The 18,415-nt window shown below is 66.5% G+C and carries 15 protein-coding genes; 12 read left to right on the top strand and 3 right to left on the bottom strand.

The window, feature by feature from the left end; all coding sequences use genetic code 11:
- Positions 1-181: 181 nt before the first annotated feature.
- The 5 genes from ACI0FO_RS28455 (at position 182) to ACI0FO_RS28435 (ending at position 3,152) form a co-directional block, all read left to right on the top strand.
- A complete protein-coding gene (locus ACI0FO_RS28455) occupies positions 182-667 on the top strand; it encodes an REP-associated tyrosine transposase (protein ID WP_416031938.1) in 486 nt (161 codons plus the stop codon).
- A gap of 195 nt (positions 668-862) precedes the next feature.
- Positions 863-1,327, top strand: a complete 465-nt coding sequence (locus ACI0FO_RS28450; RefSeq protein ID WP_416031937.1) for a GNAT family N-acetyltransferase — start codon at positions 863-865, stop codon at positions 1,325-1,327.
- A 93-nt stretch (positions 1,328-1,420) separates the two neighbouring features.
- Entirely contained in the window at positions 1,421-1,789 is a 369-nt protein-coding gene (locus tag ACI0FO_RS28445; protein WP_313460311.1) for a hypothetical protein, read from the top strand.
- A 33-nt stretch (positions 1,790-1,822) separates the two neighbouring features.
- Positions 1,823-2,335, top strand: coding sequence for an RNA polymerase sigma factor (locus ACI0FO_RS28440; RefSeq protein ID WP_416031936.1), 513 nt, complete (start codon positions 1,823-1,825; stop codon positions 2,333-2,335).
- 1 nt (position 2,336) lies between these two features.
- Positions 2,337-3,152 carry an anti-sigma factor family protein gene (locus ACI0FO_RS28435; protein ID WP_416031935.1) on the top strand — a complete coding sequence of 272 codons (816 nt, stop codon included), beginning with the start codon at positions 2,337-2,339 and terminating at the stop codon, positions 3,150-3,152.
- 210 nt (positions 3,153-3,362) lie between these two features.
- Here the strand turns inward: ACI0FO_RS28435 and ACI0FO_RS28430 are convergent, their stop codons facing one another.
- From ACI0FO_RS28430 to atzF, 3 genes are read right to left on the bottom strand one after another with little or no spacing between them, the layout of a single operon-like run.
- A complete protein-coding gene (locus ACI0FO_RS28430) occupies positions 3,363-4,094 on the bottom strand; it encodes a GntR family transcriptional regulator (RefSeq protein WP_416031934.1) in 732 nt (243 codons plus the stop codon).
- A complete protein-coding gene (uca, locus tag ACI0FO_RS28425) occupies positions 4,091-7,723 on the bottom strand; it encodes an urea carboxylase (RefSeq protein WP_416031933.1) in 3,633 nt (1,210 codons plus the stop codon). The genes ACI0FO_RS28430 and uca overlap by 4 nt, the downstream gene beginning before the upstream one ends.
- 26 nt (positions 7,724-7,749) lie before the next feature.
- Entirely contained in the window at positions 7,750-9,585 is a 1,836-nt protein-coding gene (gene atzF / locus ACI0FO_RS28420; RefSeq protein ID WP_416031932.1) for an allophanate hydrolase, read from the bottom strand.
- Between the two features lie 372 nt (positions 9,586-9,957).
- On the opposite strand from atzF, the gene urtA reads away from it, so the two are divergent.
- The 7 genes from urtA to ACI0FO_RS28385 all read left to right on the top strand — a co-directional run bounded on the left by urtA (position 9,958) and on the right by ACI0FO_RS28385 (position 18,402).
- The gene (urtA, locus tag ACI0FO_RS28415; RefSeq protein ID WP_416031931.1) at positions 9,958-11,211 is read left to right on the top strand and encodes an urea ABC transporter substrate-binding protein; all 1,254 of its coding nucleotides are present in this window, start codon (positions 9,958-9,960) and stop codon (positions 11,209-11,211) included.
- A gap of 14 nt (positions 11,212-11,225) precedes the next feature.
- Positions 11,226-12,857 (top strand): urea ABC transporter permease subunit UrtB, encoded by a 1,632-nt coding sequence (gene urtB / locus ACI0FO_RS28410; RefSeq protein ID WP_416031930.1) that lies wholly within the window; start codon positions 11,226-11,228, stop codon positions 12,855-12,857.
- Entirely contained in the window at positions 12,854-13,981 is a 1,128-nt protein-coding gene (urtC, locus tag ACI0FO_RS28405) for an urea ABC transporter permease subunit UrtC (RefSeq protein ID WP_416031929.1), read from the top strand. Before urtB ends, urtC begins: the two co-directional genes overlap by 4 nt.
- Positions 13,978-14,817: an urea ABC transporter ATP-binding protein UrtD gene (gene urtD, locus ACI0FO_RS28400; protein ID WP_416031928.1), complete on the top strand. Its 840-nt coding sequence runs from the start codon at positions 13,978-13,980 to the stop codon at positions 14,815-14,817. The genes urtC and urtD overlap by 4 nt, the downstream gene beginning before the upstream one ends.
- Position 14,818: 1 nt before the next feature.
- Entirely contained in the window at positions 14,819-15,517 is a 699-nt protein-coding gene (gene urtE / locus ACI0FO_RS28395) for an urea ABC transporter ATP-binding subunit UrtE (protein ID WP_416031927.1), read from the top strand.
- Between the two features lie 76 nt (positions 15,518-15,593).
- Positions 15,594-16,007, top strand: coding sequence for a DUF2946 domain-containing protein (locus ACI0FO_RS28390; RefSeq protein ID WP_416031926.1), 414 nt, complete (start codon positions 15,594-15,596; stop codon positions 16,005-16,007).
- 193 nt (positions 16,008-16,200) lie between these two features.
- Complete coding sequence (locus ACI0FO_RS28385) at positions 16,201-18,402, top strand: TonB-dependent receptor (protein WP_416031925.1); 2,202 nt, start codon at positions 16,201-16,203, stop codon at positions 18,400-18,402.
- Positions 18,403-18,415 lie beyond the last annotated feature (13 nt).

Raw genomic sequence — 18,415 nt, 5'->3', positions numbered from 1 at the left:
AACCCCGTTAGGATAAAAACACATGTGTTACCCATGTCTCCGAACATGTGTCACCTATGTCCCCGGTCCGTACACGCCCGCGCAACCCATCAGCCGGCCACCACCATGCTTAATTCGTCCCTGCTTGCGTCGCGAAGGTTCCGGCTTTCTCCTATGCTGCATCTTCATTTTGGAGACAGGCATGACGTCATACCGGCGTTTGTACATCCCTGGCGGTACCTATTTTTTTACGGTTGCGGCCTATTCGCGCGAAGATCAGGATCTGACCGTTCACGCCGATTTGCTGAAGGCGTGTATACGCACCGAACAACACACGGCGCCCTTCAGTATCCTTGCCGCGGTGTTGCTACCCGATCACCTTCACATGATCTGGCGGCTGCCTGAGGATGACGCTGATTACTCAAGCCGCTGGCGCAGAATCAAGGGTCGGTTCTCACGCTCGATTCCCGGAAAAACTCGCAATCTCGGTTCCAGCGCCAGACGAAAGGGCGAGCGCGGATTCTGGCAACGCCGCTTTTGGGAGCATGTGATTCGCGACGAGGACGAGCTTTCCGCTTGTGTCCGCTACGTGCATCTAAACCCTGTCAAGCACGGATACGTCGAAAAACCCGAAACATGGCCGCATACGACGTTTCACGCCTGGTCCAAACGCCAAGTCGGAGGCTAGGCTTGCCGCACACCTGCGCATGCCTGAAATCAGACGACAGGCTTGCAGCACGGCGGGACAGGCCCAAAGTCAGAATCCCGGCTTGCCGCCGCCCTGCCCCCTGGCGCCCGCCGGCCAACAGCTCTATAACCTGATCCATCAGGCCGGCAAGACGGCCAAACGCAAACCGGCTTCCTCCATCGTCCCGACCACCCCATGACCCCGACCCACTCCCTGGCCCTGCAACCCGCTACCGACGACGATATTCCCTATCTGCTGGCGTTGCGTAAATCGACAATGCAGGCGCATCTGCAGCGCGCTGGCGCGCCGCTGGACGATGCGCATCATCTGGCCCGCATCCGCTACCACTTCGACGACGCCCAGATCGTCTGGCTGGACGGCCGGCCCGCTGGCCTGTTCAAGCATTACCGCGACGCCGCCGGCTGGCGCATCGTGCAGATCCAGATCGACCCGGCCTTCCAGGGCCAGGGGCTGGGCCGCAGCCTGCTGGAAGGCGTGCTGGATCAGGCGGATTCGGAAGGCGCACCCGTCACCCTGAGCGTGCTGAAAGGCAACCCCGCCCAGCGGCTCTATGCGTCGCTGGGCTTTACCCCCGTCGAGGAGACCACGCTGGAACTTGAAATGCGTTACGAACCCGGCGCTGTCCGGCCGGCCGCCTGACCTTTGCAAATTCTTTTGGCCGGGCGGAATAAAGCCGCGGCGGCCAGCGTCTGTAGAGGGCAGTCCCCCACTTTCCTATCTACGAGGCACAACATGCGCAATCACATCGCCGCCGCCCTGGTTCTGGGTTCCGCCGTCCTGTTTTCGGCCGGCGCCCACGCTCAGGCCGTGAAAACCCAGGATGGCATCCTGGTCAACAGCGCGGGCATGACGCTCTATACCTTCGACAAGGACGCCGGAGGCAAAAGCGCCTGCAACGACCAGTGCGCCAAGATCTGGCCCCCGGTTACCGCGCCCGCCGACGCCAAGCCCATGGGCGACCTAACGGTCATCACCCGCGACGACGGCTCCAAGCAATGGGCCCACAAGGGCAAGCCCGTCTACCTGTACGCCAAAGACACCAAGCCGGGCGACAAGACCGGCGACAACTTCAAGGAAGTCTGGCACGTCATCAAGCCCTGATCCCGCCCGACGCGCCCCGTCATCCCAGCGTCCATGCGCGCCGAAGACGAAGCCCTGATCCTGGCTTGCATCCCCAGCCTGCGGCGTTACGCCCGCGGGCTGACGGGCGACCTCCACCGGGCCGACGACCTGGTGCAGGACACCCTGGAGCGCGCATGGAGCCGCTATTCAAGATGGCAACGGCGCGGGGAACTGCGCGCCTGGATGTTCGGCATCATGCATAACCATTTCATCGACGGCGTGCGCGCCAACAATCGGCGGGCGGACCAGACCGTTCCGGGCGACATGCCCGATGCGCCGGTGCGCCCCACGCAGACCGACCACCTGGAGGTGCGCGACCTGGACCGCTGCCTGCAAACCCTGCCGGCCGAGCAGCGGGAAGTGCTGTTGCTGATTTGCGTGGAAGACCTCTCCTATCAGGAGACCGCCCAGGTGCTGGACGTACCCATCGGAACGGTCATGTCCCGGCTATCGCGCGCCCGTGAAAAACTGGGCGCGCTGATGCAAGGGCGCGACACGGTCAGCCGGCTGCATCGCGTGAAATGACATGAACGACAAACACCTGCATCCCGTCCCCGGCGCGGGCACCCCGATCACCGAAGCCGATCTGCACGCCTATGCGGATGGACAGCTTTCCCCTGCACGCCGCGCCGACGTGGACGCCTTCCTGGCGGCGCATCCGCAAGACCAGACCCGCGTGAATGACTGGCAGGCGCAGCGCCGCGCGCTGCATGCGCTGCTGGACCCCGTGCTGGACGAACCGCTACCGCTGCGGCTGCCGCTGCGCGCCCCCGCGCGGCGGTTTCCCTGGCGCGGGCTGGCCGCCAGCGTGGCGATCGCCGCCGTCAGCGCCAGCGCCGCCTGGATCACTCGCGGCGCGATGGATGCGCGCCATCTGCAAACCGTGCTGGCCACCGCCAGCCCGGACCGCGCCGCCGGGGGCTACGCCCAGCGCGCCGCCATCGCCCACGCGGTCTATGCGCCCGACATGGGCCGCCCTGTCGAGGTCAGCGCGGAAAACGAAAAAGGCCTGGTCACCTGGCTGACCAAGCGCATGGGCGCACCGGTGCGCGCGCCGTCGCTGTCGCAGGCGGGTTATGAACTGGTGGGCGGCCGTTTGTTGCCGGGCGGCTCGGGCCCGGTGGCGCAGTTCATGTACGGCGCGGCCGACGGACAGCGCCTGACCCTATACGTGACCCGCGAAGCCGCGGGCGGACAAACCGCATTCCAATTCACGCAGGAAGGCTCGGTGCGGGTGTTTTATTGGGTCGAAGGACCGTTCGGGTACGCGCTATCGGGCGTCGTCAGCCGGGATGAACTGCAACGCGTGTCGCAAGAGGTTTATAAGCAATTGCAGGGGTGATGGGTTGCGCGCGTTTGGCTGCTGTTTGCGAACGAAGCACGTCTCGCGCTCCACCCATCCTACAGCTCACGACCGTCCTTCGTAGGATGGGTGCAGCCCAAGACCGTCCTTCGTAGGATGGGTGGACCCCAAGATCGTCCTTCGTAGGATGGGTGGAGCGCGAGACGTCTTCCATTCGCGCGCGGCCCGTCCAGCGCGCGCAACCCATCGTCATCCTGCCCCGTTTTCGCGGGCTTCATGCAGCATGTGCAGCGTGATCTTGCGGACTTCCGCCTTGCTCATCTCGATATGCGAACGCAGCATGCGCGCCGCTTCGTCCGCCCGGCGCGATAGCACGGCACGCAGGATCGCGGCGTGTTCGTCGTAGGTCGCGTCCACGCGGAAATCCTTGGTGAAATCCAGCCGCCGCACGATGCGGATCTTCTCGGTGACGTCACGGTGGATCTGCGCCATCTCGGGGTTGCCGGCGGCGGCCACTAGCGAACAATGGAACGCCTCGTCCAGCTGCGCCACCAACCGGCCGTCCAGGATGCGCTGCGGCGGCGGCACCAGCCACACATCCGTCAACGCGCCCAGAATGCCGGCTTCATCCATGTTTTGCCGCGCGCACAGCTTGTCCACAGCCGCCTGTTCCAGCACCACCCGCACGTCGTACAGCGCTTCGAACCGTTCAAAGTCGAATGGCCGCACCTGCCAACCGCTGCGCGGCCGCGCCAGCACGAAGCCTTCGCGCTCCAGCCGGACCAGCCCCAGCCGCACCGGCGTGCGGCTGACACCCAGCCGCGCCACCAGGTCGGCCTCGGTAAAGCGTTCACCGGGCAACATGCGGAAGTCGAACAGATCGTCCTTGATGCGCTGGTAGACCTGGTCGGCCAGCGACCCGGCCAGCGCCGGCGTCTGCCGGATGGCCGGGCTGACTTGGACGGATTCCAGGCGCATCATCCCGCCACGGTGCAGGTGGCGTCTTCGGCCAGCACGATCAGCGGATCGCCCGCGTTGACCGGCTTGCCGGGCACGCAGCGGATCGCGGTGACGGTGCCGGACGCCGGCGCGATGACGGACAGCTCCATCTTCATCGCCTCGACCACGACCAGCGTGTCGCCAGCCGATACGCTCTGACCCACCTGGACCGGGATCTTCCAGATGTTGCCGCACATGTCGGCGCTGACCAGGCGTTCGCCTTCGCGCAGCGCCGTCTCGGGCTCGGGTTCCGCCATCGTGGCCTCGACCACCGTGTCTTCCGTTTTCCACAGCGCCACTTCGGCGTCGAACGCGCTCTTCTGCCGCGTCTGGAACACGGCGATGCTGTCGGCCTGTTCCTGCAGAAAGCGCTGGTGCGCGGCAAAGTCGAACACTTCTTCCTCGATGCGGACCGTGGCCCGGCCTTCACGAAAATCTTCGCGCAGCACGTCCAGCTCGGCCTCCGTCACCGGGTAGAAACGCACCTGGTCGAAAAAGCGCAGCAGCCAAGGCTTGCCGTCCTGGAACACGGGGTTCTTCAGGAACTTGTTCCAGATGGGCAGCGTGCGGCCAACCAGTTGGTAGCCGCCTGGCGAATCCATGCCGTAGATGCACATGTACACGCCGCCGATACCGACGGTGCCCTCGGCCGTGAACGTGCGGGCGGGGTTGTACTTGGAGGTCAGCAGGCGGTGGCGCGGATCGATCGGCACGGCGCAAGGCGCACCCAGATAGACGTCGCCCAAGCCCATGATCAGGTAGCTGGCATCGAACACGATGTCGCGGACGTCGTCGCGGCTGGCCAGGCCGTTGATGCGCTGGATGAAGTCCACATTATTCGGTAGCCACGGCGCGTTCGCGCGCACGGTTTCCTGGTAACGCTGCACGGCGCCCAAGGTCGCCGAATCCTCGAAGGCCATCGGCAGATAGACGACGCGCGTGGGAACCTTCAAAGTTGCCACGTCGGCCAGGCTGTCTTCGATTTTCAGCAGGTGAGCGATCAGCGCGCCTTGCAGGATCACCCGGCTGTCGTAGCGGATCTGCAGCGACCGCACGCCCGGCGACAATTCCTGCACGCCAGCGATAGGGTCGGCGTTCAGCGCCTCCATCAGCAGATGGATGCGCATGCGCAACGCCAGGTCCAGCACGTTGTCGCCATACTCCAGCAGCAGATAGCCGTCGCCCGCCTGGCGGTACGACACCGACGGACGCGTGCCAGCCGCCGGCAGCGCCGCGACGATGGTCTCGGAAGCGGTCGCGGGAACGGGCGCGGCCGTGGTCGATGCCGGCGTCACCGCCGACAGGGCCGCCACGCTTTGGTCCTGCGCGGCTTCCAGCGCGACCGCTTGCGGGTAGTCGATGCGAACGAAGCGGATACGATCGCCAGGCTTGACCTGTCCGACCTTCCAGAGCTCGGCCCGCGCGATGGTGACCGGGCAGACGAAACCGCCCAGGCTGGGGCCGTCGCGCGTCAGGATGACGGGGCTGTCGCCGGTGAAATTGATGCTGCCGATGGCGTATTCGCAATCGTGGATGTTGGACGGATGCAAGCCGGCCTCGCCGCCGTTCTCGCGCGCCCAGGTGGGTTTAGGCCCGATCAGGCGCACGCCCAGCCGGTTGGAGTTGTAGTGCACCTCCCAGTCGGCGGCGAAGAACGCCTCGATGGCTTCCGGCTGGAAGAAGTCCGGCGCGCCATGCGGACCGTACAGCACACCGATCTGCCACGTGTTGCCGTAAACGGGAACCATCTCGGCTGGCGCACCCTGCGGCGCGGCCACGGGTGCTTGCGCCCCACCCAGCTCGGGCCGCACCACGGGCAGCATATCGCCCACCCGCAGCGTGCGGCCGGCGTGCCCGCCGAACTGGCCCAGCGCGAACGTCGACCGGCTGCCCAGGTAGACGGGAACGTCCAGGCCGTTGCGCACGGCCAGATAGCTGCGGCAGCCCGACAGCGCGCGGCCGGTGGCCAGCACCTGCCCCGACCGTACCGCGATCGGCTGCCACATCGGCACCGGTTCGCCATCCAAGGTGGCGGCGCACTCGGCGCCCGTCAACGCCACGATCGTGTCGCCGTGAAAGCGCAGCGTGGGGCCGACCAGCGTGGCCTCGATGCCGGCCGCGTCAGGCGCATTGCCGACGATGCGGTTGGCCACCCGAAAGGCGTAGTCGTCCATCGGACCGGACGGCGGCACGCCGATGTCCCAATAGCCGGCGCGGCCGGGATAGTCCTGCACGCTGGTGTAGGTGCCGGCTTCCAGCACTTCGACGGCGGCGGGCCGGTAGGCAAAGCTCTCCAGGAAACGCGTGGACAGCTTGCCGGCGCGGAAACGCTCGTCGGCGACGATCTGGCGCAGGTAGTCAAGGTTGGTGGCGATGCCGTGCAGACGCGTGCGGGCCAGCGCGTCAGCCAGCTTGTCCAGCGCGGCTTCGCGCGTATCGGCATGCACGATCAGCTTGGCCAGCATGGGGTCGTAGAAGGCCGGCACTTCCGTGCCGGTGGCCACCCAGCCGTCCACTCGCACGCCGTCCGGGAACGACACCTCGGTCAACACGCCGGGCGACGGCTGGAACTGGCGCAGCGGGTCTTCGGCGTACAGCCGCACTTCGATCGACGCGCCCTGCGGGGCACGCGACATCGCGGGGATGTCCAGCGGTTCACCCGCAGCCACGCGCAGCATGCATTCCACCAGGTCCAGGCCCGTCACGGCTTCCGTCACCGGATGCTCCACCTGCAGGCGGGTGTTGACCTCCAGGAAATAGAAGCTGCCGCGCGCGGGGTCATAGATGAATTCCACCGTGCCCGCAGACCGATAACTGACCGACTCGCCCAACTGCACCGCCGCCGCGAGCAGCGCGGCGCGGGTCGCGGCAGGCAACAAGGGCGCCGGCGTTTCCTCGATAACTTTCTGATTGCGCCGCTGCACCGAGCAGTCGCGTTCGCCCAGCGCCAGCACGCGCCCGGCCCCATCGCCGAAGATCTGCACTTCCACGTGCCGCGCGTTGTCTACATAACGTTCGATGAACGCGCCGCCGTCGCGGAAGAAATGCTCGCCCATGCGCTGCACGCTGTCGAACGCCACAGTCAGTTCGGCTTCGTTGTCGCAGCGCGACAGGCCGATGCCGCCGCCACCCGCGGTGCTTTTGAGCATCACGGGATAGCCAATGCGTTCGGCCTGGGACAGCGCTTCGCCCAGGCTGGCCAGCAGGCCCGTGCCGGGCGTCATCGGCACGCCGGCTTCGGCCGCCAATTCACGCGACCGGTGCTTCAAGCCGAATTCGCGGATCTGGAGCGGCGTGGGGCCGACGAAGGCAATGCCTGCCGCTTCGCAGGCGTCGGCGAACTCGGCGCTTTCGGACAGGAACCCATAGCCGGGATAGATGGCTTGCGCGCCGTGCTCGCGGGCCGCGGCCAGCAGCAAGTCCATGCGCAGATAGCTGTCGGCGGCCTTCTCGCCGCCCAGCGCCACGGCCACGTCCGCTTCGCGCACGTGCGCGGCGTTGCGATCGGGGTCGGAATAAACGGCCACGCTGCGGATGCCCAGCCGCTTCAAGGTGCGGATGGCGCGAACGGCGATTTCGCCGCGGTTGGCAATCAGAACGGTATCGAACACGATGCGACTCCCTTGGGGTCTGGCGGTTATCGGGGGGTGGCGTTCAGGCTGGCCAAATAGGCGCGCCAGCCGCCAAAGGCGGTGATGTCGCGCGCGCCGTCCAGGCCGCGCGGCTCGCAAATGAATCCCTTGACCAGGCGGCCGTCTTCCAGCTCCAGCGTGCCGATGCCCAGCGGCGCGGGGATTTCGGCGACGAACGCGCCGAATGCCGTCACCGGCACATCCCACAGCTCCACCTCGATGGGCGCGCCGGACTCGGACTTGACCAGCCCCGGCTTGGGCGGCGTGGTGTTGGCCAGGGCGTACAGGCGGTAGTCGGCGGCGGTGCGGGTCTTCTCGGCCAATACCGCGTGGCGCGACGTCAATTGATGGTTCAGCGGCATGCCCGTCAGGTGCGCGCCCACCACGGCCACGCGCACCGTGTCGGCGGGCGCCTGATCCCGCGCGATCCCGGCGGGCAACGGCACGCCGGTGGCCCCCAGCGGCAGGCCTCGTTGCGCCTGCCAATGCTTGCCGAACTGTGCCAGGGCACGGTCCTGCCAGGCCAGCCCGATCAACGTGATGCCCGACGGCAGGCCATCGGCGCGCATGCCCGCGGGCACGGCCAGCGCCGACAGGTCCGCCAGGTTGGCGAAGTTGGTGTAGACGCCCAGGCGCGAGTTCAAGGTCACCGGGTCCGCCTCCAACTGCGCGATGGTGTAGATGGACGGAGACGTCGGCACCACCAGCGCGTCGAACCCCGCCAGCGATTGATGGATCTCGCGCGTCAGGTCGGCGCGGCGGTATTCGGCCTTGAACGCGTCCAGCGCGCTGTAGTTCGCCGCCTGTTCCACAATGCCGCGCACCACCGGGTTGATGACTTCCGGCGTGTCCTTCCACAACGCCTCGACGGCGGCGAATCGTTCCGCCACCCACGGCCCTTGATACAGCAGCGCCGCCAACTCGTTGAACGGCGCGAAGTCGATGGCGGCCACTTCGGCGCCGGCCGCCTGCAAGGCCCGCACGGCGTCGTCGAACGCGGCGGCGGCTTGCGCGTCGCCGAAGAATTCCAGCGTGGCGGGAATCGCGATCCGGGGCGCCGTCGGCCACGGTAGCGATGCCCCAGCCGGCATGGCGCGCGAATACGGATCACGTTCGTCAAAGCCGCCGGCCACCTCTGCCACCAGCGCGGCGTCGGACACCGTCAGCGCAAAGATCGACACGCAGTCCAGCGTGCGGCAGGCGGGCACCACGCCCGCCGTGCTGAGCCAGCCCTTGGTCGGCTTCAACCCGACGATGTTGTTGAACCCCGCCGGCACGCGGCCGGACCCTGCGGTATCCGTGCCCAGCGAAAACGCCGCCAGGCCGCGCGCCACGACCGACGCCGACCCGGAGCTGGAACCGCCGCTGACGTACTCGGGGTTGAACGTGTTGGCCACGGCGCCATGTGGCGACCGCGTGCCGACCAGCCCGGTCGCGAACTGGTCCAGGTTGGTCTTGCCCACCAGGATGGCGCCAGCGGCGCGCAGGCGCTGCACCACGGTCGCATCCTGCCCCGGCGTATAGGCAAACTCGGGGCACGCCGCGGTGGTGGGCCAACCGGCCGCGTCGATGTTGTCCTTGATGGCGAACGGCACCCCATACAGCGGCAGGCGCGCCATATCGCCGCCAGCCGCCTCGCGCATCAGCCGCAGTCCGTCCAGCTGCTCGTCGAGCGTGGCCCGGTCCACCCGCCGTATCCAGGCGTTGTCCGCCGGGTCGTCGGGCGTGGCGGCGTAATCCGCCAACAACGTTTCGGGCTGCGCCCCGCCTTCGCGGTAGGCGGTTTGCCATTGCGCAATCGTCCAACCGGCGGTGTGCTTCTGCGTTGCTGCGGCATTCATGCTGGAATCCTTTCTTGTATACAAGTACGGATTCCCAAGCAATCGCCGTGCCATGTTGGCTGGCTTTTCCGTTTCCCCTCTGGCGGCCCCGGCCAGATCGTCCCGGCCATGCTTTTGCGGCCCGCTCCAAGCCCGCACATCCGCACCGTATCCGGGCAGGCGACGCACCTGTTTTGTGCACGCGGCACTGTTTTGATCCGCGCCGTCTCGCCATGCGCGGTCTGTGCGCCTTCGCGTAAACACCCCCTTTTCATACAGCGGCACGCCACGCGCCGCGCAGTTGGCATGCCTTTTGCTTTGAAGTCCAGGTTGTCGGGTGTTGTTCAGATCGTTCCTGCCGGCCAAGCCGGCACATTCCATCCAGGAGTCACCATGAAACGCAGACTAGCCTTGAAGCAACTGACCGCCGTGAGCCTGTTGGCCATGACCGGGTGGATGCCGCAGGTACTCGCCGCCGAAGACACCATCAAGATCGGCATCCTGCATTCCCTGTCGGGCACCATGGCCATCTCGGAAACGTCGCTGAAGGACGTTGCGCTGATGACCATCGACGAGATCAATGCCAACGGCGGCGTGATGGGCAAGAAGCTGGAAGCCGTGGTGGTGGACCCCGCGTCGAACTGGCCGCTGTTTGCCGAAAAATCGCGCCAGCTGCTGTCCCAAGACAAGGTGGCGGTGGTCTTTGGCTGCTGGACGTCGGTGTCGCGCAAGTCGGTGCTGCCGGTCTTCAAGGAACTGAACGGCCTGCTGTTCTACCCCGTGCAGTATGAAGGCGAAGAGCTTGAGAAGAACGTGTTCTACACGGGCGCGGCGCCCAACCAGCAAGCCATCCCCGCCGTGGAATACCTGATGAGCGAAGACGGCGGCGGCGCCAAGCGCTTCGTGCTGCTGGGCACCGACTACGTCTACCCGCGCACCACCAACAAGATCCTGCGCGCGTTCCTGCACTCCAAGGGCGTGAAGGACAGCGACATCGACGAGGTCTACACGCCGTTCGGCCATTCCGACTACCAGACCATCGTGGCCAACATCAAGAAGTTCGCCACGGGCGGCAAGACGGCCGTCATCTCGACCATCAACGGCGATTCGAACGTGCCCTTCTACAAGGAACTGGGCAACGCCGGCCTGAAGGCCACCGACGTGCCAGTCGTGGCGTTCTCGGTGGGCGAAGAAGAACTGCGCGGCGTGGATACCAAGCCGCTGGTCGGCCATCTGGCCGCGTGGAACTACTTCCAGTCGGTCAAGAACCCGGTCAACGAGGAATTCATCAAGAAGTGGAAGGCCTATGCCAAGGCCAAGAACCTGCCCAATGCCAGCACGGTGGTGACCAACGATCCGATGGAAGCCACCTACGTCGGCATCCACATGTGGAAGCAGGCCGTGGAACAGGCCAAGACCACCGACGTGGACAAGGTGATCGCGGCGATGGGCGGCCAGAAGTTCAACGCGCCTGACGGCTACACCATCGAAATGGACAAGACCAACCACCACCTGCACAAGCCGGTCTACATCGGTGAAATCAAGGCGGACGGTCAGTTCAACGTGGTGTGGAAAAGCAAGGGCCCGATCCGCGCCCAACCCTGGAGCCCGTACATCCCGGGCAACGAAAGCAAGCAAGGCCTCTAAGCGGAACAGCAGCCATGCACATCGCGGCAATCGCACACTTCTTGCGTCGTTTCCTTCTTGCATGGCTGCTTGCCGTGCCGTTGCTGACCGCGCCCGCGGCGGCAGCCGGCGTGGATCCGGCCTTGCTTGCGCCGCTGGCCGGCGACGACACCGACGCCAAGCTGCAAGCGATTGCCGCCTTGGGCCAACTGCCCGAACCCGCGGCCGCCGCCGTGTTGCAAGCGCTGGGTAACGACCAGCTCTATGCGACGGCGGACGGCCGCGTGCTGATCGGGACAAGCGGCGCGCAAGCCACCGACCCCGTAACCGGTGCGACAGTCGAGCTGCCCCCAGGCAGCGGCACCGTCAACATCAACAACCGCCTGCGCCGCGCCATCGAGGCCGCGCTGGCGGGCTCCCGCCTGTTCTCGGACAAACCCGGCGAACGCCTGGCCGCCGCCCGCCGGCTGCAGCAGACGGGCGACCCCGCGCGCCTGCCGATGCTGGAAAAAGCGCTGGCGTCCGAAAAGAACGAAGGCGTGCGCGACGCGCTGCTGATCGCGCAGGCCAATCTGGAATTGAAGAGCGCCGACCCCGCCAAGCGGCGTCACGCCGTGGAACTGCTGGGCGCGACCCGCAACGCCGCCTTCCGCCCGACGCTTGCCGCGTTGACGCAGGAACAGGGCGGCGTGTATGCCGAGCCGGACGCCGGCGTGCGCGAAGCCGCCGTCAACGCGCTAAAGCAGATCGACCGCCACCTGGCCACGATCGAATGGGCGGGCAACCTCTTCTACGGCATCAGTCTAGGCAGCGTGCTGCTGCTTGCCGCGCTGGGCCTGGCCATCACGTTCGGCCTGATGGGCGTCATCAATATGGCGCACGGCGAACTGCTGATGATCGGCGCCTACGTGACCTACCTGGTGCAGACGCTGTTTCGCGCGTGGCTGCCGGGTTGGTTGGACTGGTATGTGGTGGCCGCGCTGCCGCTGGCCTTCGCCATCACGGCGCTGGTCGGCATGGCGCTGGAACGCACCGTCATCCGCTGGCTCTACGGCCGCCCGCTGGAAACGCTGCTGGCCACGTGGGGCATCAGCCTGATGCTGATGCAGGGTGTGCGCACGCTGTTCGGCGCGCAGAACGTGGAAGTGGGCAATCCCAGCTGGATGTCCGGCGGCATCACGGTGCTGGGCGGACTGGTGCTGACCTACAACCGGCTGGTGATCATCGGCTTCGCGTTCTTCGTCGTGTTCCTGGTGTGGGTGCTGTTGAACCACACACGGCTGGGCCTGTTCGTGCGGGCCATCACGCAGAACCGGCGCATGGCTGACTGCGTGGGCGTGCCCACCGGCCGCGTGGACATGCTGGCCTTCGGCCTGGGGTCGGGCATCGCGGGACTGGCCGGCGTGGCGCTGTCGCAGTTGGGCAATGTGGGCCCGGACCTGGGCCGCGGCTACATCGTCGATTCCTTCATGGTGGTGGTGCTGGGTGGCGTGGGCCAACTGGCCGGCACCGTCATTGCCGCGATGGGCCTGGGCGGCGTCAACAAATTCCTGGAGCCCTACGCGGGCGCCGTCATGGCGAAGATCACCATCCTGGTGCTTATCGTGCTGTTTGTCCAAAAACGGCCGCAAGGCCTGTTCGCCCCCCGCGGCCGGAGCGTTGAATGAAACAGACCGCGCTGACCGATCTGAACCTGCTGGCTCGACGCCCCCTGTTTTCGGGCCGCGTGTGGACGGCGCTAACCGTGGCCGTAGCCCTGCTTGCGCTGCTGCCCCTGTTGAACCTGGTGTTCCCGCCGGGCCACGCGCTGCACGTGTCGGCCTATGCCGTGGCGTTGTTGGGCAAGTTCATGTGCTACGCGATGGCCGCGTTGGCGCTGGACCTGGTGTGGGGCTACGCCGGCATCCTGTCGCTGGGCCACGGCCTGTTCTTCGCGCTGGGCGGCTACGCGCACGGCATGTACCTGATGCGCGCCATCGGCCGCGATGGCGTCTACCAGAGCGACCTGCCCGACTTCATGGTGTTCCTGGACTGGAAGAGCTACCCCTGGTACTGGTCCTTCACCGAACACTTCTGGTACGCCATGCTGCTGGTCGTGCTGGTGCCGGGCGTGCTGGCCTTCGTCTTCGGCTACTTCGCCTTCCGGTCCCGCATCAAAGGCGTGTACTTCTCGATCATCACGCAGGCGCTGACCTTTGCCGCCATGCTGCTGTTTTTCCGCAACGACACCGGCTTTGGCGGCAACAACGGTTTTACCGACTTCAAGCGCATCCTTGGTTTCGACATCACCGCGCCCGGCACACGCGCCGCGCTCTACTGGATCACGCTGGCGGCACTTGCCGGCGCGCTGGTCCTGGCGCGCCTGGTCACGCAATCGAAGCTGGGCCGCGTGCTGACGGCGGTGCGCGACGCCGAAAGCCGGCTGCGCTTCATCGGCTACGACCCGCTGGGTTTCAAGCTGTTCGTGTGGACGCTGTCGGCCGTGCTGTGCGGCATCGCGGGCGCCTTGTACGTGCCGCAGGTCGGCATCATCAATCCCAGCGAAATGTCCACCGAGACCTCCATCGAGATGGTTATCTGGGTGGCCACCGGCGGACGCGGCACGTTGATCGGCCCCATCATCGGCGCCGGCGCGGTCAATGGCTTGAAGACCTGGTTCACCAGCGTGCTGCCCGAATACTGGCTGTATGCGCTGGGCCTGATCTTCGTGTTGGTGACGCTGTTCCTGCCCACCGGCATCGTCGGCCTGGCGCGCCGCGTGGCGGCCCGCTTCCAGGAGAACAAGGCATGACCAGCACGCACATCGAATCCGCCGCGCTGGACGGCGGCCCCAGCGGCGAGGCCGGCTACGGCCGCGTCAGCCCCAAGGGCCTGGACACCAGCCACGGCGCCATCCTCTACCTGGAAGGCATCACCGTCAGCTTCGACGGCTTCAAGGCGCTGAACGACCTGACGCTGGATATCGGCGTGGGCGAACTACGCTGCATCATCGGCCCCAACGGCGCGGGCAAGACCACGATGATGGACGTGATCACCGGCAAGACCCGGCCCACGGCCGGCACCGCTTTCTTCGGCCAGAGCATCGACCTGACGACCTTGAACGAGGCGCAGATCGCGCATGCCGGCATCGGCCGCAAGTTCCAGCGCCCGACGGTGTTCGAACAACACACCGTTTTCGAAAACCTGGAACTGGCAATGAAGACCGACAAACGCGTGCGGCCGACGCTGTTTTCGCGGTTGACGGGCGAACAGGCCGACAAGATCGGCGAAACGCTGGACCTGATCCGGCTGCGCCCCGAGGTGTGGCGGCCTGCGGGCCTGCTGTCGCATGGCCAGAAGCAATGGTTGGAGATCGGCATGCTGCTGATGCAGGAACCGCAACTGCTGTTGCTGGACGAACCCGTCGCGGGCATGACCGACGCCGAGACCGAACGCACGGGTGAACTGCTGAACGAACTGCGCGGACGGCACTCGCTGATGGTGGTGGAACACGACATGGATTTCGTCAACCAGATCGCGGGCGACGGCAAGGTGACCGTGCTGCATGAAGGCTCGGTGCTGGCCGAAGGGCCGATGAGCAAGGTGCAGGCCGACCCGCGCGTGATCGAAGTCTATCTGGGGCGCTGACATGCTGGACGTAAGCACGATCAACCAATACTACGGCGGCAGCCATACGCTGCGCGGCGTATCCCTGTCGGTTTCCCAGGGCGAATGCCTGGCGCTGCTGGGCCGCAATGGCGTCGGCAAGACCACGCTGCTGAAATGCGTGATGGGCGTGCTGCCCGTGGCCAGCGGCAACATTATGTTCGACGGCGCCGACATCACCCGCCTGGCGCCGCACCAGCGCGCCGCGCGCGGCATCGCCTATGTGCCGCAAGGCCGCGACATCTTCGCCCGGCTGACCGTGGAAGAGAACATCCTGATGGGCATGGCCACCCGGCCTGCGTCGCGCGCGCGCCGCATCCGGGAAGACGTCTTCGAATTGTTCCCCGTGCTAAAGAGCATGCTGTCGCGGCGCGGCGGCGACTTGTCCGGCGGGCAACAGCAACAACTGGCGATCGCGCGGGCGCTGGTGGCCGAGCCCAAGCTCATCATCCTGGACGAACCGACCGAAGGCATCCAGCCGTCCATCATCAAGGACATCGCGCGGGTGATCCACATGTTGCGCCAACGCGGCGACATCGCCATCCTGCTGTGCGAACAGTATTTCGATTTTGCCCGGGAACTGGCGGACCAGTTCGTCGTGCTGTCGCGCGGCGAGGTGGTGGCCAGCGGCGACCGAAGCGCCATCGACGGCGAGGACGTGCGCCGGCACCTGTCGGTCTGACGCTGCGGCGAAATGCCGCAGGCAGACCGGGATATCGCGTGCGGATGGCCCATCTGCTCCGATATAATCCGGCGCTATGTGCTTCGCTTCCTTCCTGACCCGCCCCACCCTGTGGATCGCGCTTGCCGCGATCCTGTGGGCGTCGTTGGCGCCGTCGCTTGCACATGCCTTGAGCCTTTCCCCGGGCGGCCACCATACGCTGCGCGTCAGCGTCGACTACTGCGTCGGCGAAGGCGAAACGCAATCCGCCCTGACGCTTGAAGTGCCGCGCGATGACAGCGACGGCAGCCAGGCCGACGTCCATGGCGACGGCCATCATTGCCCGCTTTGCCGCAACCCGCAGGCCGGCGTGGGCATCTTGCCCGCGCCCGTGCCGGTGCTGCCCGCCCCCGTTGGCCGCGCCATCACCTACCCGCCGCTGTTCTTCCTGGCGGCCAATCCCCTTCATGCCTGGAGCGCGGCGCAGCCGCGCGCACCGCCCGCGAACTAAACCGGCGCGGCCCTGCCACCTGACGGCGGCCGCTATCCGCGCCTGCCCGCCTTCGCCGTCGGCATGTTGCCGCGGCGCGCGTTGCGCGCCCGGTCGCGTGCCGTCACCCAGACCCTTGCGACTGGCCTGGCGATCCCCCTGCCCGCCTGCTTCAGGCGGAGTGGCGGGCGCATTGGCCGCCCCGGTTCCCGACATGAAGAAAACCACCCGCTACACCCTGCTGTTGGGCGCGCTTGCCAGCAGTTCCGCCCAGGCCCTGACCACCGAGCCCGCGGTGGAAACGCTGGCGCCCACTACCGTCTACGGCGCCGGACAGGCCGACACCGCGCCCAATGGCCCGATCAACCTGGACGCCCGCGACAGCACGGGCAGCCGCCTGGGGCTGACCCTGCGTGAAACACCCGCCAGCGTCACGGTGATCTCGCGCGAACAGATCGAAGCGCGCGGATCGCTGAACACGCAAGACATCGCGCGCGGCATCCCCGGCGTAGACAACGCATCGCCCTCCGGCAGCCCCGGTGCGGTCAGCTACCGGGGGTTTTCCGGCGGCCAGGTGACGCAGTTGTTCAACGGCATCTCGGTGCAATACGACGCCGTGGCCGCGCGCCCGGTGGACAGCTGGATCTACGACCGCGTCGAGGCCATTGGCGGCCCATCGACTTTCCTGTTTGGCGCAGGCGCGGTGGGCGGCGCGATCAACTACGTGACCAAGCTGCCCCAACGCGACACCTTCTACGACGGCCAATTCCGGCTAGGCTCGTTCGACAGCCGCCAACTGTCCGCCGGCGTGAACCAGCAACTGGCCGGCGCTCCCGGCGGCCGTGGCCATTACCTGCGCATCGACGCCAATACCGGCGCCAGCCACGGCTGGGTCGACGGCAACCATTCCCGCGCCAGCCAAGTGGCGGCCTCGTTGCTGTCCGACCTGGGCGACAACGTGACGCAGACCTTCGCCTTCGAGTACCAGCGCGAACAGGTGGACCGCCCCTACTGGGGCACGCCGCTGAAAACCGGCACAGGCGGCGTGGTGCAAGGCGCGGGCCGCATCCTGGATGGCACGCGATTCAAGAACTACAACGTCAACGACGGCCTGTACGAGCAGTCGGTACTGTGGGCGCGATCCCTGACCGAATGGCGCGTCGGCCCCGACCTGACGTTCAAAAACACCCTGTACTACTACCACGCCGATCGCGACTTCCGTAACCTGGAAAATTACCGCCTCAATGCCGGCAACAGCCGGGTACTGCGCTCGGGCGCGCTGTTGCAGCGCCACGAGCAAAGCCTGTTGGGCAACCGTGTGGAAGGCGTGCTGAGGTCGACGCTTGCCGGCTTGCCCAGCGATTGGTCCTTCGGCGCCGACATCAGCCAGAACAAGGTCACGCGCTATCCCACCAGCCTGCCGGCCCAGGTGGACGCCGTGGACCCCTATGACTTTTCGCCGGGCGACTTCTACGACATTCCTGGCATGACGCGCGGCCACACCGCCGACCGCGACAACCGCATCCGCGCGATCGCGCTAACGCTGGAAAACCGCACCGAGGTGTTGCCCGGCGTGGCAATCGTATCGGCCTTGCGCAAGGACTTCATCGACCTGGATCTGACCAATCGCCGCGCCGTCACGGCGGCATCGCCCGCCGGCGCATCCCGGCGCTATTCGCCCGTGACGGGACGCCTGGGCCTGAACTGGGAGGTCACGCCCTGGGCCTCGCTGTACGCGCAGTACGCCACGGCGGCGGATCCGCCATCCGGTCTGCTGGCCACCGCCTCGTTCGCCGACGTGCTGAATAACGACAAACTCACCACGGGCACGCAAGCCGAAGCCGGCGGCAAGTTCGACTTTTGGGATGGCCGCGGTTCAGCCACCGTATCGGTCTACGAAATCAAGCGCAAGAACATGGCCACGTCCGACCCGGACAACCCCGGCGTCAGCGTTCCTGTCGGCGCGCAGTCAGCGCGCGGCATCGAATTGGCCGCCGGACTGCAGTTGACGCCCAAGCTGTCCGTGCAAGGCAACGTGGCGTTCGTGGACCCGAAGTACGACGACTTTTCCCAATCGGTGGGCGGCGTCGCCGTCTCGCGCAATGGCAATGTGCCGACCAACACCCCCCGCCGCCTCGCCAACGTGTGGCTGGACTACGCCTTCGTGCCGGACTGGAACGCCAGCCTGGCGGCACGCTACGTAGGCCGTGCCTACGCGGACGCCGCCAACACGGTCTGGGCGCCGTCCTACACCGTGTTCGACGCGGCGCTGTCGCACCGGATCAACCGCAACGTGAACGTGACGGCCCGCGTGCGCAACCTGACCGACAAGGTCTACGCCGCCAACGCGACGCCGACGATGTTCTACCTGGGCGCGCCGCGTTCAGTGGAACTGACGTTGCAGGCGCGATTCTGACCCACAGAAATGG

The sequence above is a fragment of the Achromobacter marplatensis genome, assembly GCF_049060505.1.
GTDB lineage: Bacteria > Pseudomonadota > Gammaproteobacteria > Burkholderiales > Burkholderiaceae_B > Achromobacter > Achromobacter marplatensis_A.
Note: the sequence above shows the minus strand (reverse complement) of the source record. Positions and strands in the feature narration are given on the sequence as shown.